The sequence below is a fragment of the Heyndrickxia acidicola genome, assembly GCF_001636425.1.
Lineage (GTDB): Bacteria > Bacillota > Bacilli > Bacillales > Bacillaceae_C > Bacillus_AE > Bacillus_AE acidicola.
In genome coordinates, this window is record NZ_KV440953.1 from 2,789,603 (window position 1) to 2,811,953 (window position 22,351).

General features: G+C 38.7%; 23 protein-coding genes and 1 pseudogene. 6 read left to right on the top strand and 18 right to left on the bottom strand.

The genetic code is table 11. The features are described from left to right. Positions 1–140: 140 nt before the first annotated feature. From A5N88_RS13100 to A5N88_RS13120, 5 genes are all read right to left on the bottom strand, one after another. Positions 141–425 carry an acetamidase/formamidase family protein gene (locus A5N88_RS13100; protein ID WP_066266711.1) on the bottom strand — a complete coding sequence of 95 codons (285 nt, stop codon included), beginning with the start codon at positions 423–425 and terminating at the stop codon, positions 141–143. A gap of 71 nt (positions 426–496) precedes the next feature. Continuing rightward, entirely contained in the window at positions 497–859 is a 363-nt protein-coding gene (locus tag A5N88_RS13105) for a hypothetical protein (protein WP_066266713.1), read from the bottom strand. A gap of 109 nt (positions 860–968) precedes the next feature. After that, the gene (locus A5N88_RS13110) at positions 969–1,235 is read right to left on the bottom strand and encodes a hypothetical protein (protein ID WP_066266716.1); all 267 of its coding nucleotides are present in this window, start codon (positions 1,233–1,235) and stop codon (positions 969–971) included. Positions 1,236–1,308: 73 nt separating this feature from the next. Continuing rightward, a complete protein-coding gene (locus A5N88_RS13115) occupies positions 1,309–1,917 on the bottom strand; it encodes a VanZ family protein (RefSeq protein WP_066266719.1) in 609 nt (202 codons plus the stop codon). Positions 1,918–2,103: 186 nt separating this feature from the next. Continuing rightward, entirely contained in the window at positions 2,104–3,408 is a 1,305-nt protein-coding gene (locus A5N88_RS13120) for a multicopper oxidase domain-containing protein (protein WP_066266721.1), read from the bottom strand. Positions 3,409–4,150: 742 nt separating this feature from the next. Between A5N88_RS13120 and A5N88_RS13125 the strand changes: the two genes are divergently transcribed. Both A5N88_RS13125 and A5N88_RS26155 read left to right on the top strand, forming a co-directional pair. Beyond that, positions 4,151–5,131, top strand: a complete 981-nt coding sequence (locus A5N88_RS13125) for a zinc-binding dehydrogenase (RefSeq protein ID WP_066266724.1) — start codon at positions 4,151–4,153, stop codon at positions 5,129–5,131. 558 nt (positions 5,132–5,689) lie between these two features. Further along, the gene (locus A5N88_RS26155; RefSeq protein ID WP_260525558.1) at positions 5,690–5,812 is read left to right on the top strand and encodes a hypothetical protein; all 123 of its coding nucleotides are present in this window, start codon (positions 5,690–5,692) and stop codon (positions 5,810–5,812) included. A gap of 206 nt (positions 5,813–6,018) precedes the next feature. Here the strand turns inward: A5N88_RS26155 and A5N88_RS13130 are convergent, their stop codons facing one another. Together A5N88_RS13130 and A5N88_RS24950 are read right to left on the bottom strand one after the other, a co-directional pair. Next, positions 6,019–6,570 carry a DUF8453 domain-containing protein gene (locus tag A5N88_RS13130; protein WP_066266726.1) on the bottom strand — a complete coding sequence of 184 codons (552 nt, stop codon included), beginning with the start codon at positions 6,568–6,570 and terminating at the stop codon, positions 6,019–6,021. Positions 6,571–6,981: 411 nt separating this feature from the next. Continuing rightward, positions 6,982–7,131: a hypothetical protein gene (locus A5N88_RS24950; RefSeq protein WP_157090675.1), complete on the bottom strand. Its 150-nt coding sequence runs from the start codon at positions 7,129–7,131 to the stop codon at positions 6,982–6,984. Between the two features lie 192 nt (positions 7,132–7,323). On the opposite strand from A5N88_RS24950, the gene A5N88_RS24955 reads away from it, so the two are divergent. Continuing rightward, the gene (locus tag A5N88_RS24955) at positions 7,324–7,476 is read left to right on the top strand and encodes a hypothetical protein (protein WP_157090676.1); all 153 of its coding nucleotides are present in this window, start codon (positions 7,324–7,326) and stop codon (positions 7,474–7,476) included. A gap of 228 nt (positions 7,477–7,704) precedes the next feature. Here A5N88_RS24955 and A5N88_RS13135 read toward each other — a convergent pair whose 3' ends face one another. The 4 genes from A5N88_RS13135 to A5N88_RS25555 all read right to left on the bottom strand — a co-directional run bounded on the left by A5N88_RS13135 (position 7,705) and on the right by A5N88_RS25555 (position 10,373). Further along, the gene (locus A5N88_RS13135; protein ID WP_066266728.1) at positions 7,705–8,175 is read right to left on the bottom strand and encodes an NUDIX hydrolase; all 471 of its coding nucleotides are present in this window, start codon (positions 8,173–8,175) and stop codon (positions 7,705–7,707) included. A gap of 197 nt (positions 8,176–8,372) precedes the next feature. Then, the gene (locus A5N88_RS13140; RefSeq protein WP_066266731.1) at positions 8,373–8,930 is read right to left on the bottom strand and encodes a class I SAM-dependent methyltransferase; all 558 of its coding nucleotides are present in this window, start codon (positions 8,928–8,930) and stop codon (positions 8,373–8,375) included. 169 nt (positions 8,931–9,099) lie between these two features. Beyond that, positions 9,100–9,963, bottom strand: coding sequence for a class I SAM-dependent methyltransferase (locus tag A5N88_RS24415; RefSeq protein ID WP_198160266.1), 864 nt, complete (start codon positions 9,961–9,963; stop codon positions 9,100–9,102). A gap of 113 nt (positions 9,964–10,076) precedes the next feature. Next, the gene (locus A5N88_RS25555; protein WP_232317576.1) at positions 10,077–10,373 is read right to left on the bottom strand and encodes a hypothetical protein; all 297 of its coding nucleotides are present in this window, start codon (positions 10,371–10,373) and stop codon (positions 10,077–10,079) included. 351 nt (positions 10,374–10,724) lie between these two features. Between A5N88_RS25555 and A5N88_RS13155 the strand changes: the two genes are divergently transcribed. Beyond that, positions 10,725–11,504: an SDR family NAD(P)-dependent oxidoreductase gene (locus A5N88_RS13155; protein WP_066266734.1), complete on the top strand. Its 780-nt coding sequence runs from the start codon at positions 10,725–10,727 to the stop codon at positions 11,502–11,504. Between the two features lie 469 nt (positions 11,505–11,973). On the opposite strand, the pseudogene A5N88_RS13160 reads toward A5N88_RS13155, so the two are convergent. From A5N88_RS13160 to pdaA, 4 genes and pseudogenes are all read right to left on the bottom strand, one after another. Next, positions 11,974–12,812, bottom strand: a pseudogene (locus tag A5N88_RS13160) (transposase); the annotation flags it as partial. A 539-nt stretch (positions 12,813–13,351) separates the two neighbouring features. Continuing rightward, positions 13,352–14,737 carry a 23S rRNA (uracil(1939)-C(5))-methyltransferase RlmD gene (gene rlmD / locus A5N88_RS13165; protein WP_066266736.1) on the bottom strand — a complete coding sequence of 462 codons (1,386 nt, stop codon included), beginning with the start codon at positions 14,735–14,737 and terminating at the stop codon, positions 13,352–13,354. 4 nt (positions 14,738–14,741) lie between these two features. After that, positions 14,742–15,614 (bottom strand): DNA-3-methyladenine glycosylase family protein, encoded by an 873-nt coding sequence (locus tag A5N88_RS13170; protein WP_066266738.1) that lies wholly within the window; start codon positions 15,612–15,614, stop codon positions 14,742–14,744. A 71-nt stretch (positions 15,615–15,685) separates the two neighbouring features. Then, positions 15,686–16,480 (bottom strand): delta-lactam-biosynthetic de-N-acetylase, encoded by a 795-nt coding sequence (gene pdaA, locus A5N88_RS13175; RefSeq protein WP_066266745.1) that lies wholly within the window; start codon positions 16,478–16,480, stop codon positions 15,686–15,688. 404 nt (positions 16,481–16,884) lie between these two features. Here pdaA and A5N88_RS13180 point away from each other — a divergent pair, with 404 nt between their 5' ends. Continuing rightward, positions 16,885–17,871: an NERD domain-containing protein gene (locus tag A5N88_RS13180; protein WP_083953152.1), complete on the top strand. Its 987-nt coding sequence runs from the start codon at positions 16,885–16,887 to the stop codon at positions 17,869–17,871. A gap of 51 nt (positions 17,872–17,922) precedes the next feature. On the opposite strand, the gene A5N88_RS13185 is transcribed toward A5N88_RS13180, so the two are convergent. Both A5N88_RS13185 and A5N88_RS25560 read right to left on the bottom strand, forming a co-directional pair. Next, complete coding sequence (locus A5N88_RS13185; protein ID WP_066266746.1) at positions 17,923–19,476, bottom strand: fumarate hydratase; 1,554 nt, start codon at positions 19,474–19,476, stop codon at positions 17,923–17,925. Between the two features lie 298 nt (positions 19,477–19,774). Beyond that, entirely contained in the window at positions 19,775–19,951 is a 177-nt protein-coding gene (locus A5N88_RS25560) for an SE1561 family protein (RefSeq protein ID WP_198160267.1), read from the bottom strand. 122 nt (positions 19,952–20,073) lie between these two features. Here A5N88_RS25560 and yfkAB point away from each other — a divergent pair, with 122 nt between their 5' ends. Beyond that, entirely contained in the window at positions 20,074–21,198 is a 1,125-nt protein-coding gene (gene yfkAB, locus A5N88_RS13190) for a radical SAM/CxCxxxxC motif protein YfkAB (protein WP_066266748.1), read from the top strand. 176 nt (positions 21,199–21,374) lie between these two features. Here the strand turns inward: yfkAB and A5N88_RS13195 are convergent, their stop codons facing one another. Beyond that, positions 21,375–22,184 carry a YfkD famly protein gene (locus A5N88_RS13195; protein WP_066266751.1) on the bottom strand — a complete coding sequence of 270 codons (810 nt, stop codon included), beginning with the start codon at positions 22,182–22,184 and terminating at the stop codon, positions 21,375–21,377. Positions 22,185–22,351: the final 167 nt, after the last annotated feature.

A 22,351-nucleotide genomic window follows, 5' to 3' on the forward strand; every position in this document is an offset into this window, starting at 1 on the left:
CACCAAACGTTTGCACATAAAAAATCTGAATCGGCTTTTTGTCCGATTTCAGGTTTTTTTACATTGATTAAAACTGAATATTGCCATATTTTTAGATGATGAGTAATATATAAAGCTGCGAAAATTTAAGTATACCAATATTACATAATGGCTCCATCAGGAAGCACAGCATGTACACCTTTTACTCCATTTACAATCTGTGTAATATTTAAATCCACCACAAGACTGGCTAATGCCAAAGCTTCTTTCCTTCCGTATCCATAAATTTCCCTCATAAGCTTCAACATACCATCCAGGGCAATAACAGCCGCTTGGTTTAAATCTTCATGAAAGCCCATCGTAATCCAGGCTGTGGGCGTTTTTGCCCTCGGTATGTTTAGATGCAGGTCATCCCTCGCGGAAAAAGTAAGATCGACTACATCCATTGGACATTCCAATGCCGGGCAGTGCAAAAAATAAAAGACAGCTCCTATTGCTGCCTTTAATAATAATATTTTTATAAATTGTAGGCTTCCTCAACGGAACCTACAAATATCCCCTGAAAGTTCAGCTCCCTTACACAAGAATCAACCTGCATCCTGGAAACTTCAGAAGCTGGATTGACAATGATGATTCTTTTGAAATTTGCCATCGAATACACCGTTAACACAAATCCAATATCCTCCATGACTTGACTCGATACTGGTGCTTGTTCAGTGCCATCAATAATCAATGTATATTTTGAGGGGTTTATTGTATTAACAATAGTCTGAAACTCGCTGATATATAATTTAGCATCCTCTTCTTCAAAGTAACCTTTGACTTTTACGACGAAGATCTCTTTGTTTTTGTCCAGTTTAAATGTATACAATTTAGCCAATGCCTTTCTCCTCCAAAGTGAGATAATATCCTACTTTGGTACTATCATACATAAAACTGCTAATTTCGACAAATATTGGCCACCCAACAAAGAGAGCTGTCCAGCTATGTTACTCTTTATATTTTTCAATTACCCCATCAAACTGCTGTAAAACTTCCTGATACAACCCTGGAGCCATTTCTATTCCATTCTCCTGATCATACTCCTGCAAGGCGCTTACATAGGAAATGGCATCAGGAATGTCGTCTCCATTTCCACCCGCCCTTAATACAGAAGTAAAAACTCTATGCAAACTAGGATCAAATTCCTTTAATTTCTCTAACTGTTTTTCTTGATTGATTCTTTGAAATTCCTCATATTTCTCGCGCCCATTCATTAAACTCCCTCCTTTTCCTTCATTATTGTTTCCGATATAAGGAGGATTAATCACGAAATAAATGGAGGTGTTTTTATACAGCCCGATTATGATTTATCCTTACAGCTCTGTTCCATAAGTCATTAACCCCGGTAAAAATATAATAGCCTATGCATGCACCCGTTGTGTTACAAATGACGTCGTCTATGTCTGCCGCTCTTCCAGATCCTATGCCTGCGGCCATCTCAACCAACTGAAGACTTTCAATACTAATAGAAACAAGCAAACCCAGTAACAGTACACTTTTTAAGCTTCTGAACCTGCTCCACAATATTGGGGCAAGGAACCCCAAAGGCATTAGTAACAAAATATTCCCGCCCACATTACGCAGGATGAGTTTTATCACAAAGATAGAGTCTCCGTCATATGCGGTGCCAATTTGTCCAATCTCTGAAAAAATGGAGACCAGTGGAATGAGATTAATTGAAAGCATGGTTAATTCTTCTGTTCTTGTGCTATTTATTAGGATAGGAAACATGGTTACTTTTATGACCAGTAATATGTAAATAAGCAGCAGCACTTTTAACCCTTCACGTTTCCATTTAATAGACTTTATGTTTTTCCGCTTTAACAACATTACACTTAGTAGTGCCAGGCAATATAGGAATAGTCCTGCTACTATAATGATTCCTTCTTTGACCATCAATCGTAATCTCCCCGTCTTTAATTACTGAATCTGCTAATCAACTCACCTTATAAATCCCTAATATGTAATATTTTAACACATACACAATAAAACTGATTAAATAAACGAAAAAAGGATGACTTAAAAGGGCACATTCCCTTTTAAGTCATCCTTTTAATATAGACGGTGAACATTTTCTTCCTATTATTTTTTCACATTAAACATGGTTACCATTCCGCTCATCATGCCATTACTGTCTGTTACATGCTGAGTAATATGACAGTGGAACAGCCATTTTCCGATTTGATCCGCTGTGAAGGAAAGATCATAGGTCGTACCAGGTGCTGTATTAATCGTATCCATTGTTATAGGAGCTGGCAATGGATACCCATCCTGGTTGATTTCCTGGAAGTGCATGCCATGCAGATGCATTGGATGATCCATCATTCCAATATTAATTAAATGAACAAGAATTTTATCTCCGAGCTTTGCGGGTAATACAGGTGTTGCCGGGTATGACAATCCATTGATGGTATATCCAAATTGTGATGAATCATTGACCATTAGTGTGTATTCGTCCTGATAGCCAGGATGTACTTGCTTCCATCCCGTTCCTTTTGGTTCAACGATAAAAGGACCAAACAATCCCATGTCCTCCTGTTTCAGCATATCATTCATCGGATGGCTATGGTACATATAAGAGCCTGGCGGTGATTTCACCGTAAACGTGTACGTCCATGTCTGGCCGGGTTTGATATCCGGCTGGCTGATCCCGCCTGAGCCATCCTGGTCAAAGGGAACATCCAGGCCGTGCCAGTGTACAGTCGTACCTTCCGATAGGTTGTTTTTAACAATAATTTTAACTTTATCTCCTTGGTTCACCTTGATTTCAGGCCCTGGAACAGAACCGTTGAAAGCCCACGCTTTTACCTTTTTGCCTGGCTTGACCTGCCACCAGACAGGCTCTGCGGTCAAATGAAAAACTTTATAGCCATTTTCCATTTTGTAAGGAAGTAACCTTAGACTGTCTGCTTGTTTCGGTTCTCCTGATGTACCAGTACCAAGCGGAGCAGCATTTTCCTTATCATTAGATGACGTATTCATACTTGAAGGGTCATCCATAGACATCTGTTTCTGATCCGTGACAACCACTTTTCCTACCATATCGGGATGATAGATACAATAGTATGAGTACGTCCCATTCTTTTTAAAGGTGTAAGAGAACGTTTTTCCCGTCTGCAGATCCTTTGAATCAAATGCTCCTGACTTGCTGGTGACAGTATGCGCTACCTCATCCTTGTTTTCCCAGGTGACTTTGGTTCCTTTCGTCACATACACCACATCCGTGGAAAAGGCAGAGCCGGTTATATCGATGTGAACGCTGCCACTGTGAACGGTATGAGAAACAGCTTTATCTTCCGTGGCCGCTGTTTGAGATTGGCAGCCAGCTGTAACACAGAGCAATATCAGTATAATTAAACTACTAAATAAACGAAATCTTCTTTGCATAAAATCATCAGCTTCCTATATAAAATGAGTTGTTACAGAGAGACTAGAGTAACATCTTCATAAGAACAAAGACTATTCTACATGTCTACTACTACTGTCCTATAATTTCACTTTCGTCTATCAGCGTCAATGGTTCATCCATTGATTTCACGTAAATTTCATATACATTCTTCACAAGATTTTCATATATCACATAGAGATTGATTTTCCAATCCGAAATATCATTGATATAAAGCACACAGCAAAAAAGGACCCTCTGGTTTGAGAATCCTTTTCTAAAATAGAATCTATTGTAGAGTTTTTAGCACCTTGATTTCTTAACCAAGTGTTCCGATGATGTGCGTTACTGAGTGGAAAAGTTGCATTTATACCTCAGTGAACATTTATATACCCTCCTCTCTTTATCATTACAATATGTAAACGGAGGGCAAGTTAATTTAGATCATTTTTTTAAAAAATATTTTTTTCAAAATAAAAAAATACGCACAGAGAGCTATTTAGAACTGGCTTTTTAAATCAAATCAGCCGGAATGATATACATAGTGGAAATAGGGACATAATAGATTGGTATTCACAAGAGTCGGAGCTACAATGGGGTATATGGTTAGAAAAAAGGGCCGTCTTTTTTAATCGAAATGTGCTTATTATACTGAATGTAAACTGGTAATTTGATTTATATTTTTATACACATAGCTATGAGTTAACCAGCTCACAGACGGCATATTAAAAAGGAGAGATCATATTGAAAGCATTGTTGCTGGAGAATAAAGGAAAAGTAAAAGAAATGATGGTTGGTGATATAGAAAAACCAACTCCCAAAAAGGATGAGATTCTTGTTAAAATCAAAGCCACTGCTTTAAATCCCGTTGACTATAAAACAGGGAGCGGAGGAAATCCAAATTGGACATATCCTCATGTTCTTGGTTTAGACTCAGCCGGTATAGTCGAAGAAACAGGTGCAGATGTTTCCAATATTAAAGCTGGAGACAGAGTAGTGTTTCATAGTGACTTATCAAAAAAAGGGGGCTTTGCTGAATATAGTGTCACAACCGCTCATACCGTTTCTCTGATTCCAGACGGTATTTCATACGAAGAAGCTGCTGCTCTGCCATGTGCAGGCTATACGGCATATCAAGCCTTATTTCATAAGATGCATGCTTCGAAAGGGCAAACCATTTTGATTCATGCAGGGGCTGGCGGTGTCGGGGGCTTTGCTATTCAGCTAGCAAAGCATGCTGGACTGACGGTTTTAACTACAGCTTCTTCTTCGAATCATGAGTTTGTAAAAAGCTTAGGAGCCGATTATGCCATTGACTATCATAAAGAAGACTTTGTAGAAAAAGCACTTGAAATCACAAATGGTACCGGTGTAGAGCTAGTTCTGGACACTGTGGACCGCGATAATGCGAATAAATCGTTGAAGGCCCTTGCATTTAATGGGCAAATCGCTTTTATTGCGGGACCTCCCAATGTGAATGATGCGATTTCATTTGCACATCCCCTATCATTCCACCAAATAGGACTTGGAAGTGTACATCAGTCCAATAACACAAGAGAACAGCGCAAACTCTCAGAAATGGGAAATCATATGCTCTCCCTCCTTAAAGAGGGCAAGCTCAATCCAATGGTAGAGAAAATTATTTCATTAGAAGAAGTGCCAGAGGCTTTAGCTGAATTGGAGACTCGCCGGGTGAAAGGGAAAATTGTAGCGAAAATTAACTGATTAAAAAAGCAAGCACATTGACGTGCTTGCCTTTTTAGCTTTATGCTGGTTTTTTTGGGGGGATAAACAGCGTTATTCCTGCCCCTTGAGTTTTAGTAATGCTACAGGTAATGCTATGCACTCGACATGTGTGGATTGTATTTGGCAACACAATGGATGTTGGTGGGTTTATCAACTTTCCTTTATCTTAAAAGATTGCTTACCCGGAGGTACATATAATAAATCAATGTAAGCATTTATCTAGGATAAGCAGACAATCTCTTAACAAACGGAATCTATACAATCCTTATTGTACTAAAGCACCCGTTCGTATTATAAGATCAGCCAGATATTTCTGGTTGATCATTTTTTATATCGATATATGATAGCGGTAGCCGGGGTAGAACGTAAGCACCCGTGGGACTAGACATAGATCCCGTCAACCAAACAGTTCGTCCCCTACTTGTAGAAAAACGATTGAGGCTGGTTGGGACAAAGATCCCGTATAACAAGCGAAGCTGTCACACTAAAGAAGGATTAGGGGTACCGGCTAATTTTCAAGGAGGAGGAGATTTTAGAATGAATACGGTATTAGGTCTGGTTATCGCAAAAGGTGAAAGTCAGGTTCAAGCATACTTAGAAAAGAAAAAGCCTATTTTAGAAAATTCGTTATACTATGCAAAAACTTCTTCAGAAGAATGAACTGTGAATGGCTACTCTGTTGTGTTAATCGCCGTTAGTTCAATAAAACATATGTATTTTTATAAAAATATCAATCGAAATGACAGTTAGATTGGCAGTTCAATTGACACGTTAATTGGCAATGACTTTTAAAAATACAACAATCACTTGTCCTTTAAATTTATTATTTCATTAAATAAAATGCACCTAAAAACAGAATCCTTTTTTTATATTTCATAGTTTCTAAATTTCGTATTTACTTTTTCGCAACGATTTGTATATTTTTTGTTACTTAAAATGGAATAATAAGTGGTTTCTATCTTCGATCCACTCTTGTTGCTTGTAAGATGAATTTTATTAGGATTAAGCTTTTCATCGATAATGATAATTTTTTCTTCCCCTTCCCCAAGGATGTCGACGTACTTGAACCTTAGTTCTACTTCAATTTCTTCATTTGGCCCAGTTATTTCATCAGTCAAAGGTTGGTGATTATAGCCTTTTATTTTGAATTCATTTACTTGAGCTGGTGCATTTCCAACATTTTTAATTTTAATGGATTGAATATTAGGCGTATGCTCGTCAACGCTTTCTACATCCACGATAATAATGGGTCTTAAACTATTTTCTGTTTGTTTTTCCGCTATCCCCATAGATCTTTTATTTTGAAATATAGTAATTAATGTAAAAACAACTACAAGAAGTGTCATTAAATCATACAATCCATTCAAAAAACCAGAATTATTGTTACAGAATTTGATTATTTCTCTTATTTCTCCCAATATAAATTTCCTCTCTATAATTTCTATTTTTATATATAGCATATATTTCGCTTCAAAGTATTTATTTTCCACATACTATGTTAAACCATTCATACACCAAATGGGATACATTTATTATTATGGCCTGGGGATAGACCTACGGAAACTATTTGTAACTAGTTTCTTCTATTATTTATGTGAATATTGGGGAAAATAATTGTAACCTAACGATCAGATCAACTAGTAGTTACAATTTAATCAACAACACCAAATTAGACAGAGATGTTGGAAGTGTACGATCGGATCAGTAACATCGTTCTCCAAGAATTAAGTTGAAATTAGAACGTAACTCTGTACGGGAGTTGGATAAGTCCGATTGAATTTATTCGGGAACAGCCTTTAATAAGCCAATTTAGGGGGGAGTTGAGAAAGTCAGTTGGTAACTAGTGCTGTTACACCTAAATTTAAGTAAAAGTAACCGGTTTTCTCCATTTTAGGGGAAAGGGGTAACCCCGTATAATCACCATTTCCTGCAACTTTTATTTCTTCTAAAAATTGTTTATGCGTTTTTCTTTTTGTCATCTTTCACTCCCCCGCCATTCCTTCTTCCACTAACCTGACCCGTCAGTACAAGAAGAAGAAAGCTGCCAAGATGGCAGCCGTTATTTCTCCTTATTTTAAATTGAATGAATTTAGTTTGCGTTAACACTTATATACAGTACATATTTTATAATAGAGAATAATATATTAATAATAATTAAAGGAGGTTACTTTATGTTTCATCTTTATATTGTTGAAGAAATTAAGCCGGGAGATTGGCGGATAACCACTGGTACTCCAAGCCCCGGTAAAATATCTGTACAATCCTATGCAACTGAAACAGAAGCTAGAAAGGCATTGCACGAAAAAAGTTATAGTTTTGAGTAAGAACAAAAGCGAGTCCGTTTAATGGCCGGGCTTTTTTCATTTTGGCTCTGTTAAACTCTGGTGTTAATTTTTAAAAAAAGACAAGACCGAAATTAACCGTCTTTGTTTATAAAGCTTGTTTAACTAAAGCACTCGTTCAGTTAAAGATTATGGATAATTAATTTGAAGGTGTTTTTATTTAAATACACCTTTAGTTAAAGATTATGGATAATTAATTTGAAGGTGTTTTTATTTAAATACACCTTTTCTTTTGGAAAGCCAATCTTCTAAGGCATCGTCGTGTTGTCTTGTGAATAATTTCGGTATTTGGTCTATTGGGAAGTATTTTAAATCTAAAGTCTCAATACCATCTGCGGTAAGTTCCCCATCAATTGGCTTGCATTGAAAAAAATGAGTGATAGTCTGAGCTTTATCTCCGTTCGGAAACTCACCAGAATATTTAGAGTAGACACCTATAAGATGTTCAACCTCAACATTTAATCCTGTCTCCTCAAGTATTTCTCGTTTAGCGGTTTCTTCAAGAGATTCTCCAAGTTCCATAGCACCACCTGGAAAACCCCACTCATTTCTATCTCCCCGTTTTTGTAAAAGAATTTCATTTCGTTCGTTATAAACAATACCTCCAGCAAAATTAAGAAATATTAAATCGTGCCCTACTTTTCCCCGAATATAACGAATGTAGTCCTTATTTGTAGTCATAAATTCCCTCCCATTTATATATAAAATACAAATTAATTATATATTAAATAGAAGAAAATGGTAATAAAAATGATATTATTCCTTCTTCAACTGCGCGTTAGTTCCATAAGAAAAAGGCTGCCGCAGCAACCCCACTTTTTAACACAAGCACCCGTTTGTTGAGGTATTTAAAAAATAATATCTGGATTGTTATTCTTTTAATCTTTTTTAGCATCAACTATCAGAGAAACAAAACCCAGATTTCCGTTTTGGTTTCTATGGTCAAAGCGTTTTGATCGATAGATAAATCCTTGATTTTCATCCCAGTCATTATAACGGAATTTACCATCTTCATCGCAGTATTCTAAAAGGTTGACCTTTAAACCAGCCTCTTCAAACATTGAAGTAATAGTCTTATAATTATGTACAATTTTATGACTTGCTGCGGGATGGTCTTCAGGTCCTGGTCCTCCTACTTGTACACCTGTTTGATAATCTTTATCAGGGAAAAAGCCATCGGGTACAGCACAACGAATATATCCTCCAGGCTTTAAAAATTCAAAGCATATCCTTGCAGCTTCAACCCCTTCTTCATAAGTTAAATGTTCCCAAACGTGTTCAGCTAAAATAGCTTCTAACGAGTTTATTGGAAATTTCCCCTCCCAGTCAACTCGTCTTAATAAATTCAATTCTGTTTCTTGAGTTTGAAGCCATTTGGGATTGTTATTATATTCTCCTCCACCAATAACAACTTTTAAATTCTCTTGTGTAATCATTCAACCACCCTCTCCATTCATCAATTAAAAACTAATTTAATATTTCTCTTTTGGGATTGAAATCACCTTCTTCTTGAATTAACCTGCCCCTTTAGCTTAAGAAGAAAAAAGCTACCACAGTAGGTCCATTGATTAGCTAAACCCTATTAGGGATAACAAAAAGTTTCCACTAAAACTTATTTCTTGATTTAATAATGATAAAAGATGGTCTCCTTTTTTCATTAATTAATTTTGGCATTTTTTCTAATCCAATTGGAATTGGTTGAGGTTCAATAATTTTCTCGATAAAAAGTTCATTGTCAATAAGAGTATTAATTAAAGTTGAAATAGTTCTATGGTATGTAATGACCCCATCTATATACCAATGTTGCTCTCTTTTTCCTTCTTCTTGATAATTATCTAAAGCCCAATGTAGCTTTCTGTCTTCATTATCCTTAATCCAATTATTCATTTCTTTTCGAGCTGTTACGATTGGATGTTCTGTAGAAAAGATAAATTCACCATTGTTATTTAATAATCCACTAATTTTCTTTACTAGCTGCGTGTAATCTTCTATATAGTGAATGGCTAAAGAACTTATGATTAAGTCGAATTTTTGATTTAGTACTTTAAGATCTTCTATAGGCATACACATATAAACTATATTTTCGTGATGATTATTTATTTGAGCCTGTTCAATCATATTTTTAGAAATGTCTATTCCTATTACCCTTGAGGCGCCGTTTTCTATACAATATCTCGAGAAATGGCCTGTTCCACATCCTAAATCTAATACTGACTTATCCTTTAGATTAGATATTGTCGATTTAATTGCCGGCTGTTCAACGAAATCATTATAAGTTATCCCACTTTTACGTAGTTTGGCGTTAACTTTGAAGGTGTCATCGAATTGCTCATCTGAAATGTCAGGCAGACTTAGTTGTTGGAATTGGATACCAACGTGGTTACAAAGAATATCGAGACGTCCAAATGTATTTACTGTTTGTTCTACAATAGAGATACAGTGTTGTTTGTCTCTCAAGTCACCAGGCATTAGAAAACAACGTTGTCCGAGTTGTTCAATCCTCGTTTTTGTTCTATTTGCATCCTAATGTTCATCTAAGTATGAAATTGCAACATCTGCGCCTTCTTTAGCAAACGCAATTGCTACTGCTGCACCAATACCACTGTCCCCCCCCCCGTAGTAAGTGCTACTTTTCCTTTTAACTTTCCACTCCCTTTATAGTTCGGGTTTTCGATAATTGGAAGGGGTACCATAAATTTTTTCACTCCGGGATGGCTCAGCTGGCGCTGTTCAGGTAAACTTAGCGGAATTTCTTCGTAACGTGTGAGTTTTCCATAGTTAGGGTACATGGGATAAGGTTGAGTTTTCATGTTCGCTTTAAACATTTGTTGCATTTGCTTTATTTGGTCTAATTGAAGGCTTTGATCCTTTTGTTCCAAGGAAACCTCCTTTAGAAATAATTTTCCTCTATAGAATGTTTATGTTGTTTAATAAACTATAGTAAAAAAAGTGTGAAAAAAGTTGTTTACATTCAAAACAGAAGCGTATTCTTCCTCAAAAGAGACACTTTTTTTCTTTATTGAACTACCTTTAGGCGCCACCAGATAGTTAATTGTTCAGTGTTTGCTCGAAATCGTGATCGGCCTCGTTTTAAAATGGATTTTTCCCTATTCTGCCCCTTTTTTACTGCGTCCGAAAACCCTCTAGCTTACTTTTTTGGAAAAGTATAAAAATGTTGATATACTGTATTAGTCATTGGTCTAATAACATTTCGGAGGGAAAGATGCTGAATGAATACTAAAGAGTTAAGCAATATCCGTGTCCTCGTAACAGGTGCTTCAAGTGGCCTAGGATTTTACATGGCGGAAGCTTTGCTTCACGCTGGAGCGGCGGTGGCGTTAGCTTCTAGAGCTGGAACTAAATTGGATCAAGCAGTAGAGCAGTTACAGCGCGAGGGATATCCTGCTGTTGCAATACCTTTGGATGTTCGATCAGAACAATCCGTCAATCAGGCGGTCGAATGGGTAAAAAGAGAATGGGGGAAGCTGGATGTTCTCGTCAATAATGCGGGAATTGGTATGAGGACAGTAAACCCGCGTTTTTTAGTCGAGCCTCAGCCATTTTTCAAAGTAACACCAGAGGGTTTTCGAGATTTAATTGATACCAATCTCACAGGATATTTTTTAGTAGCAAGAGGGTTTGCTCCTTTAATGATGGAACAAGGTCATGGGCGAATCATTAATATTTCTATGAATCATGAGACTATGAAAAGAAAAGGTTTTGTACCTTATGGACCATCGAGGGCAGCCACTGAATCACTCTCATATATAATGGCAGAAGATTTAAAGGAATATGGAATTATGGTGAATATGCTTTTACCGGGTGGTGCCACTACTACCGGGATGATTCCGGACGAAGTTCGAAAAGAGATTGAATCAAAATTCCAGCTATTAGATCCAAGGGTTATGGCCGAGCCGATTGTTTTTTTAGCCTCAGCTGCTGCAGAGGGAATCACAGGTGAAAGAATAGTTGCCACCGATTTTCAAGACTGGCTTCTCAGAAGAAAATAAGTTCTTATCACAGGGTCGGATTCTTTCCTCTTTGAAGAAGTAGAGCTGTCCCTGTGATTATTTTTTTATATTTTATGAGATGTCCAGCTCCGGCGAGATTATAAGCCAATCCGTCAAGAAGACTAAAGAGCAAACCTTCTCGCCAGCTTATCTAGACTCACACCTGACATCTGCGTGCTTCCGCTTTTGTTCCTTCGGGTTCTAAAAAGTTTTATAACATCTGTTATCCATAGCAAGACAAGAATTCCTTCTTCAACACCCTCAGTTTAATACGAATATCTCTCGAATGCTCACTTATTCGCAGGATTTCAAAACCCTTGGATTTACGTGTAATTGATATGAGTTAAGATCATTTTGTCTTCGTGAAGGCAAAGGAGTCAACTGCCACCCCATATTTTACCATATAATGAACATCTCCACGCCGCCCTTGGAGGCTTTCCCTCCCATGTCTCAACAGGTCAATTGCCCTCTCATTCCTTCCTATAAAAATCCTTGCTAGTTTACCAATCAATTTCATGATTGATTTTATTTTCTTTACCTTCTTTACCTTCACATTATGGGAATGGAGGGCTTTAAATTCAGGGTTATTCATCACAAGGCTCATAGTTGCTAAGTAGAGGAATCGTCGTAGTCTGGACCTTCCACGCTTTGAAATAACAATCTGACCTTTCCATTTGCCTGAACTTGCTTCAGCTTAATGTAATCCCGCATGACGTAATAGAGAGTTCCCGTGAGAGAAACCACTTATATCGCCTGATTCACCTAATATCCCGGCTAATGAAATTTCACTTATTCCCTTAATCATAGTAATTTTTTTTTGCAAATGGTATTGTATAGAGAACTTCTTTAACTTGTTGTTCAACTCTTTCGAGTTGTTTTACAGCGAGGTCATATTCCTCTAATAATTGTTCTAAATGGAATTTATAAGCATCAAGAGCTTGTCCGGCCCCAATAGAGGATTTCGCTAGATTGATTAGTAATTGTGACTTCTTAGGTCCTGGTTGTCGTTTCATTAAAGTCTTCCAACCCCTCAAGACATCTAGTGTTTCTAATGATAATATTTCATCTGTCTGGTGTAGGAAATAAACGAAGGGGTGTTGATGGCCCCTTTGCACGATACATCTTTAAATACTTGTCTGAGTTCTGGAAAGACTATATCCACCCATCGATTTACTTGATTAATAGCCATCACGAGACGTTTAACAATTACATCACGGTTAGAAATTAGAACTCTAAGTTTCTCAAATAATTCTGATATGTTGGACGAACAAAGGAATAATAGCCGTTTTTCACCATATCCGCAATTAGATTTTTCTTCTATATCAAGAATTTTCCTTTAAAATTGCTGAATACTTGATTCCAATAATATCAGGACTTCAATGACTTAATAAAACTTAAATGGTTAACTTTCACTACACTGTTTTTTACCAATTAGTGTAAAACTTTCTAATTCCTTTTGGCTAAGCCTTAGTTTTTGTAATTCAATTCTAAAAACTTACTTTAACACTTCTTTTGTAGGAACCAATTTTTCTAATTGTTTGCTATAAAAAATTTATTCCATTCAAAATAAATTCCTGCTTCTTTCCCGCTCTTTTTTCTCTCTTTTCCTCTGCTTTTTTGGGTTCGGAGAACCCTCAATTTTTTGACTCATTCATTTATTCCTTATTACACAAAGGTTTTCAGGCAATAATTGTTCTCTTGAAAAATGAAAAAAGTTATGCACACGGTTTGGACAAGGAAAGAGAAATAAACGGGGTCCCGTTATCTTCAATACGATTTTCCACAGGCTGTGCATAACTTTTTTCAGATTTTAGCTATAGATTATTATTGTATCGAATATTATTTGGCTACACTTTTAAAATGAGTTGCGAGACACACTCCACATGTGCCGTCTGCGGAAACATATCTACAGGCTGTAGATATTCAACCTTGTACTTTTTACTTAGAACCTGAAGATCCTTTGCAAGAGTAGAGGGGTTGCACGAGACATAAATAAATTTCTTCGGCTCCACTTTTAAGATGGTATCAAGAAGCTTTTGGTCACAGCCTGTTCGCGGCGGATCGACAATAACGGCATCCGGACGCCAGCCTTCTTTCGTCCATTTTGGCAGAAGGTCTTCTGCTTTACCTGCATAGTAGTGTGCATTTTCGATGCCATGCTTTTTGGCATTCTTCTTCGCATCCTCAATGCCTTCCGGAATGACGTCCATGCCCCGGATTTCCGCTGCACCATCCGCAAGCCAAAGACCGATGGTTCCGACTCCGCAATATGCATCTACAATTTTCTCTTTTCCCGTCAGTTCTGCCGCTGTCTTGACTTCATTGTAAAGCTTTACGGTTTGTACGGGATTCAGCTGGAAGAATGCCCTTGCAGACAATTCATAGGCAAAGTCCTCGACTCTTTCTTCCACTATTTCTTTTCCGGAAAGATGAATGGTCTCATCTCCAAAAATAATAGATGTCTGCCTAGGGTTAACGTTTTGTATGATGGAGACTACACCTGGCAGGCGCTTTTTTATTTCAGAAAGGATCAGCTCTTTTTTAGGCAGCTCCTTTTTAGCGGTAACCAGCACTACCTGCACCTCGCCTGTTCGAATGCCGACTCGCGTAACAATCGTGCGGACAATCCCCTTTTTTGTCCGTTCATTATAGATAGGGATTCTTAAATCGGAGATGATCTCTTTCACCGTATTTGTTACTTCATTTGTCATCGGATGCTGAACGATGCACTCGGGTACATCGATGAGCCGGTGAGAGTCCAGACTGTACAGTCCTGCAATCACTTTTCCTTTTTCTTCGCCGAGCTGGAACTGGCTTTTATTTCGGTAATGCCATGGATGGTCCATTCCAATCGTTGGACGGATGTCCATTTTTCCGATATCAAAACGGGTATGGCGCTCTAACGCTTGAATGAGAATATCCCGTTTTTCAATGAGCTGCTGTTGATATTCGAGATGCTGAAGCTGGCAGCCGCCGCATTGTTCATATACAGGGCATGGTGCTTTGACGCGGTGAGGTGAGCGCTTTCGTACCTTTTTCACCTTCGCTTCAGCAAATTTTGGGTGGGTCTTTGTCACTTCCACTACTACTTCTTCACCAGGCAGGGCACCTGGAACGAAGACAACGGTTCTTTTAAAGTAGCCCACTCCTTCTCCATTAATGCCAAGCCTTTTAATCGTAAGTGGGAATTGCTGCTTCAATTTTATATTGGCTGTACTTTCTGTTTTATTCATTATATCAATCCTTCGTTTCGATGCTTCTCCATAAATAAAGGGAGGCGTAGCTTAAATAAGGCTCCCACTCTCTGCTAAAATCGTCCATTTCATCGTGAGTAGGTTTTGCATCCAGCTGAAACAGCTTTTTGATGGCATTTTGAATTCCAATGTCGGCTTTTGGAAAAAGATTGGCCCTCCCCAATCCAAACAGGAGAAAGTTTTGAACGGTCCATGGACCGACCCCTCGAACCTTCACAAGGGTATTTAAAATGTCCTCATCTGTTTTTTCTGCAAGCTCGGTTAATCGAATTTCCCCGCTGGCAATCAGCTGTGAAAGGCCAATTAGATATTCTGCTTTTCTCTGGCTGAATTGAAGTCCTCTTAAGACCTCAACTGTCAGTTCAGCTGTTTTTTCAGGAGATGGATAGAACCAGACCCCATCCATCTCAAAACCGAATGTATGTACAAAACGTTCTGTAAGTGTTTGGGCAAACTTCATATTCAGCTGCTGGTGAACAATACATTTGACAAGGCAGGAGTAAAGGGAGAAATCCTGAACAATAGGGGTGCCCCTGTGCGTTTCAAATATCGATTTTAAAGATGTTTGGTAAAAATGATCCGAAATGGCATGCAATCCGATATTCCATTGGAAAATATGATAGATCTGCTTGATGACATTTGCTTTCGTTTCAGCATGGCGGCCGGAAATGATGAACACCGGTTCCTCCACAGTACCGACTGCCTTGACTATTGCCACTTCAGGCTCCGGTTCATAAATCGGGACTTTTACTGTCCTTTCTGGTATATCGACATGGTTAAGAGGATCATTGGCCAAGCGGTCTAAAGCAAGTTCAAAATGATAAGGACCCTTTATTTCAACCCTTTGCTCCCACATAGTATCCCTCACTCCGTTTTTCCTGTATTATATCACAAAGACCCATCCGGTGCGGACAGGTCAATGGTTTGTTAAGGATTTATACCTTGATTTTGCGCTTCTTTATTCATAAAATCGTCCATGCTTTTGAATTGATAGCCCTGCTTCTTCAAATCCTGAATCACCTTTTCTAAAGCATCGGCATTGTCCTTCGAAACGGTATGAAGAAGGATAATGGCACCTGGATGCACCTGTGACATGATGCTGTCATAAGAATACTTCCAGCCGCGCTGTTTGTTAACGTCCCAGTCAAAAAAGGCTAATGACCAAAGAACATGCTTGTAGCCAAGCTGGTTAGCCACTTGAATGGTTCTTGCACTTAAAATACCGCGCGGAGGCCTCATATAGCGCATTTCTTTCACTCCGGTAATTTCCGTCGCCTTTGTTTTCACTTTATCCAGCTCTTCTTTTATTTTTGCATCGGAAATCTGGGTCATATCCGGGTGTCCCCAGGAATGATTTCCGATCAGATGGCCTTCATTTACCATTCGCTTGACGAGATCAGGCTGTGACTGCAGATAATGGCCGGTTACAAAAAAGATACCCGGAACCTTCTCTTTTTTCAATACATCCAGCACTTTTATGGTATAGCCATTTTCATATCCATTATCAAATGTCAGATAGAGAATTTTATCATTAGGATTGCCTTTGTAAAAAGCACCGTTCTTACTTAGAACCTCATTATATTCTTTCCCTGCATCTGCTTGCTGGCCGTCATGGCCCTTGTTAAATCCCCAATGTATCGGCTTATTTGATGCTGCTTGGGTTTGCATAGTAAATGAAAAAGCAATGGTGAGTGCAAAAGCTGTGGATAACCATTTCTTCATCCCATTTCCATCCTTCCATCAGAACTTTTCATTTTATTTTTTGTTGATTTTAGGTGGATATGTTGATAAGTATTTTCCAATTTGATGGGTTGTACACATTTCTGGGAATATCTCTGTGGAAGGTGTGGATTTTTTTGATGGTTCTGGATTTTTAAGCTGTGGGTAAGTAGGATTGCCCACAACGTATGTTGTTTATTTTTGTTGGATTTCTTGCATTGCAACAATCTTTTGATTATGTGCTACATTCTTTAAATTTTTTGCAACATTTACTTCAATTACTGCAACAATAAATTAATTTATTGCAACATTTATCTCCATCTTTGCAACATTCCTTATTTTATCCTTTTACTGGAAGGAAAAACTACATTTTAAACGAATTATATAATAAAACAAAAGAGTTGAGAGTGTATTTGATTATAAAAGACTTATCCGTCCCTATCCAAATCCTAAAAATGCGAGCTTTATTACGTCGTATTCCTGAAAAGCATGCCAAACACGCTACAATACAAGATGATCTAATAAAATTTGAATCAGGATACCGTGGTGAACAGTATGTAAAATACTATTTAAACTTTCTCCCTCAAAATAATTTCTACATTTTTCACGATCTCCGATTATCTACAAACTCTCATACATTCCAAATTGACGTATTACTTTTAACTCAAAAAGCTGCAATCATTCTTGAAGTCAAGAATATGTTTGGGACTCTATTTTTTGAAAGACAATTTCACCAATTCATCCGAACTGCCAATGATAAAGAAGAGGGCTTTCCAAACCCTTTATTTCAAGTACAAAGGCATCGCAGTCTTCTAAAACAGTTTTTGACTGATCAAAAAGCTCCTGCTGAATTCCCTATTGAATACCTTGTTGTCATCAGTCAGTCGTCTTCCATTTTAAAAACAACTGAGACAACAATTGATATTTTTGATAAAGTTATTCACGCTGAAAAAATACCGTTAAAAATTGAATCTCTTTTAAAAAGATACACAAACACTATACTTACTTCCCGGCAATTAAAAAAACTATCCACCTCGATACTTGCTCATCATTGCCCGCCAAACCACGATATACTTCAAAAATATGAGGTTTCCCCCGCTGAACTACAAAGAGGTGTACAGTGCCCTGATTGTAAGAGTATACCTATGCAAAGAAAGAAGGGGCACTGGCTTTGCGTTACTTGCGGTATTACATCCAAATTAGCTCACAAACAGGCTATTATAGATTATCTGCTTCTTGTTTCTCCGACTATAACAAACCAAAAATGCCGGGAATTCCTATTTTTATCAAGCCGTTTTGCTGCAAATCGTTTTCTTAATTCAATGGAACTTGTATTAAGGAAAAATGGCAGAGGAAGCAGCTACTGTTTACCTGAAAGCCAGTTTGAAAAGTAGCTTTCCTCTAAAAAGAGCAGGCCAAATAATTGGCCTGCTCTTTTTAAAATATTATTTAAAAACCGGCTCCTTAAACTGCGCCAATTTTTCAAGTGAGGATTTATCAACATCACGGTGGAGGCTGTTTCCATGAGAGTCCATGGTGACGACTGCAGTGAAGCCTTCCACTTGCAGATGCCACATCGCTTCTGGTATACCAAATTCCATCAGGTCTACTCCGTCAACACCCTTAATTCTGTCTGCATAATACTGGGCAGCTCCGCCAATGGCATTGAGGTAAACCCCGCCATGCTCCTGTAATGCAGCAAGTGTTTTGGGTCCCATTCCGCCCTTGCCAATTACCGCACGAATGCCAAATTTCTTCATTATATCCCCTTGATACGGTTCTTCACGAATAGAGGTGGTTGGTCCAGCGGCTTTCACTGTCCAATTTCCTTCTTCATCTTTTGCCATAACCGGTCCGCAATGATAGATGACTTGTCCATTCAGGTCAACAGGTGCATCGTGATCTGTTAAATATTTATGAATGGCATCACGGCCTGTGTACATTCTTCCTGTAATTTGAACGACATCACCCACTTTAAGATCGCGGATTTGTTCTTCCGTAATAGGGGCAGTTAATGTTACAACGCGGCTTTCCGTCTCAGCTGAGGACGCTGCAACTTCTTCCTGCGCTTGCTTTTCATCAAACGTAATTTTTTCTCCATCCTGGTAAAGCCACTCCTGGATATCTCCAGTTTCAGGATTGATTTTTACACCCATGCGGCGATAAGCCCAGCAGTTATAGGCAACAGATACGAAGAAGCTTGCTGGAATACGGTTCATGACACCTACTTTACAACCAAGCAGGGTTGTTTCACCGCCGAATCCCATTGTTCCGATTCCAAGCTCATTAGCATGTTCCATTACATACTCTTCCAGTTTGCGAAGATCATCGTTCGGATTTACGTCTTCTACCGTGCGGAAAAGCTGTTCTTTTGCCAGGTCATAGCCGGAAGAACGGTCACCGCCGATTCCTACGCCGATAAAACCGGCACTGCAGCCTTGTCCTTGAGCCTGGTATACGGAGTGCATAATACACTTACGGATACCGTCAAGGTCGCGCCCTGCACGTCCAAGCCCTTCAAGCTCACAAGGAAGGCTGTATTGAATGTTTTTATTTTCACAGCCGCCGCCTTTTAAAATTAAACGGGCATCAATGTAGTCATTTTCCCACTGTTCAAATTTCACAACAGGTGTTCCAGCTCCAAGATTGTCTCCGCTGTTTTTCCCTGTTAACGAATCAACAGAGTTTGGACGGAGTTTGGTATCAGCAGTTGCCTGAGCAATGGCATTATAGATCGCTTCTTTTATTTTAATCTGATTTACATTTACAGGAGTTTTAATTTTAAAGGTTGGCAAACCAGTGTCCTGGCAAATAGGAGAAACATTATCGTCTGCCATTTGAATGTTATTTGTGATGGTATCAAGGCTCATGGCTGCACGTGTGCCAGCACTTTCACGCTCTTTTGCTGACTTGATGGCTCTTCTAACATCTTTAGGCAGGTTTGTAGACGTTTCCACAATTAGTTGGTACATGCTCTCTTGAAACTTCTCCAGATTCATCTCTTTCCTCTCCCTTATCTGCTCTGTCTATATTCCGTATGATAACGTATACATTATACTCCTATACAAAAATGAATAAAAGGGTCTGGCCCTCTCTTTATTAGAATAAATGGGTACTTTTTTGCTTTAAAGTACGAAAGGGGCCTGACCCCTGCTACACTTTAACGCACGAAGGAGGCCTGACCCCTGATACACTTTAATGCACGAAAGGGGCCTGACCCTTGACAGGCTTTAACGCAGAAAAGGAGCAATCCTGCACATGTACAAATCCATGTGAAGAATTGGCCCTTTTTTATGATCAGTCTTTAAATTGTTCGAGCTTGAGTTCAAGGTCATCCATCATTTTGATGAGACGGTCAATATCTTCAAGGCTTGTTTCCTCGGGATCAATTGAATCGAGAACATCTAAAAACATATTTAAGCGTTCTTTTAAATAGGCTAATTGTGAGTCTTTATCGTGTACTGCGTTTCCCATATAATCTCTCCTTTATCATCCGTTTTCCATTATAACACGGTTTAACCTTTCCATTGACATTTTCTCTTCAGTTTTTGATAAAATGGCTAAGTGCAAATCCACATTAGAGGAGTCCTGTTTTTATGCAAACTGTACCAAATACTCAAAGACCCATTAGTCCGGAATACGATCCTTGGGAAGCTTACCTGGATATAAAAGAACACGGGGCCTTGAAGCTTTCAAATATCGAGTTTACTACCACTACTCTCTGCAATATGCGCTGCGAGCACTGTGCTGTCGGCTATACACTTCAGCCAAAGGATCCAGTTGCTTTACCCATGGAGCTGCTGGCAAAACGGCTTGATGAAATCCCTCATTTACGTGCTATCAGCATCACTGGCGGAGAGCCAATGCTATCCAAAAAATCGGTTGAAAATTATGTTCTTCCTTTATTAAAATATGCCCATCTAAGAGGGGTTCGTACTCAGATAAACTCAAATTTAACTCTGGATCCGGAACGATACCTGCAAATTGCACCGTACCTGGATGTTTTACATATTTCCCATAACTGGGGAACGCCGGATGACTTCATTGACGGCGGGTTTGCCAATATGGACCGCAAACCAACTCGGGAACAGCGTAAAAAGCTGTTTGACCGCATGATTGAAAACAGCCGCCTTCTCTCTGAAGCAGGAGTCATGGTATCAGCTGAAACAATGCTCAATAAGCGTACTCTCCCTTATATTGAGCAAATCCATAAACAAATCGTAAATGAAATGAAATGCCAGCGGCACGAAATACACCCGATGTATCCAAGTGATTTTGCTGCAAATCTTGAAGTCCTGACATTAAGCGAAATACGGGATGCCATTAATCATCTGCTGGATATCCGTTCAGAGGATGTCTGGATGCTTTTTGGAACCTTGCCTTTCTATGCTTGCAGCCAGGACGAAGAGGATAGAAAGCTGTTAAAACGTCTGTATCTGTCTAATAACGTGACAGTGCGCAATGATCCTGATGGCCGCTCCAGGCTGAATGTCAATATTTTTACTGGTGATGTCATTGTCACTGATTTTGGCGATACACCTCCATTAGGAAATATTCAGCATGATTCTCTTCCAGACCTATTACCGAAATGGCTATGCCAGCCAATCGCACAATCCATCAGCTGCTACTGCCCGTCTGTTCAATGCCTTGGTCCAAATATACTAGTTAAAGACAAATACTACCGAGACCTGGATTTTACTGTTAAAAGTTCGTTAATCTGACCTAAGCGAAGCGCACATCCCATGCTCATCGGCTAATGAACTTTAGAATCTTCGACTGAAATAAAGAAATGGCATAATGGAATCCGCTAGTTGACAGACACTGAAGCTAGACAGAGAATAATTAAAAAACGTGTCCTTTAAAAAAGGCTGCCGAATGAATAGGCAGCCTTCTTCTATTACCGTGGACGTTCTGATGTAAGAAACCCAAAAGACACATGGTCCTGTACAGGTATCCAGGCACCAATGCCCTGCGACACCACATTTTTGACCATAATTTGCTTCTTTTTCCCTTTAAGAACAAGATAAACCTCGCCATAGGTTACTTTCCCTTTTTCATTAATAGCCGGGGCATAGGCATACAAATAACCAAGACGCTGAGGCCCAATATTATAAACCTGATCCTTCTTAGTGCCGCCGCCAATAATTGTTTCAAAAGCAAGTGGAAGACCAGTTGCATCCATCGCCTTCAGCATCATCATTTTCTTTACATCTTCTGCATTGGCTACTTTTGCAGTTAAACCGCCCTTGATGATTTTTTGGGCTTCCTGCACATAGTGGATTTGGTAGTTCATATTTCCGCCGCGGTTATCATAGTAATTGGTGTTTATTTTTTGGTATTGCCAGTTAGGAGATGTCTCCGTTGACTCATAATTCAATGGCCATTCTCCTAAATAGATGGTTGCCCTAAGCCCAAAAGCCAATGGCGGGTTATTGACAGACGATTCGTTAAGCATACGGATTAAATTAGGATTTTCAATTTTCACCTTTGAAGTTCCAATTAACTTTTTGGTAAATTCACTCGGCTGCAAATATGGTACATCCTGCGCCGGGTTTGGATACGTATTTTCCTTAGCAATGTTTAATACTGATGAAGGTACTTTAGCTTTTATATATTTTGCCGTTTGAGGAGCCTGGTTTGCAAAACCAATCGGGGTTGCTGATAAAAAGATTAGGACAAATACAAGCAATACTTTGTTCCACTTCATGATGATTACTCCTTTCTGGATGTTCGTCATCTTTTATTTTTTTCCGATATAAACGTTATTATCCATAAAGAAATAAATAATTAGCACATCTCTAAAGCAATGGTCTCCATATTTTTCTTTCACCGCAGCTTTCTTTAATGATCCCTATACAAAAAAACCTTCAGCAT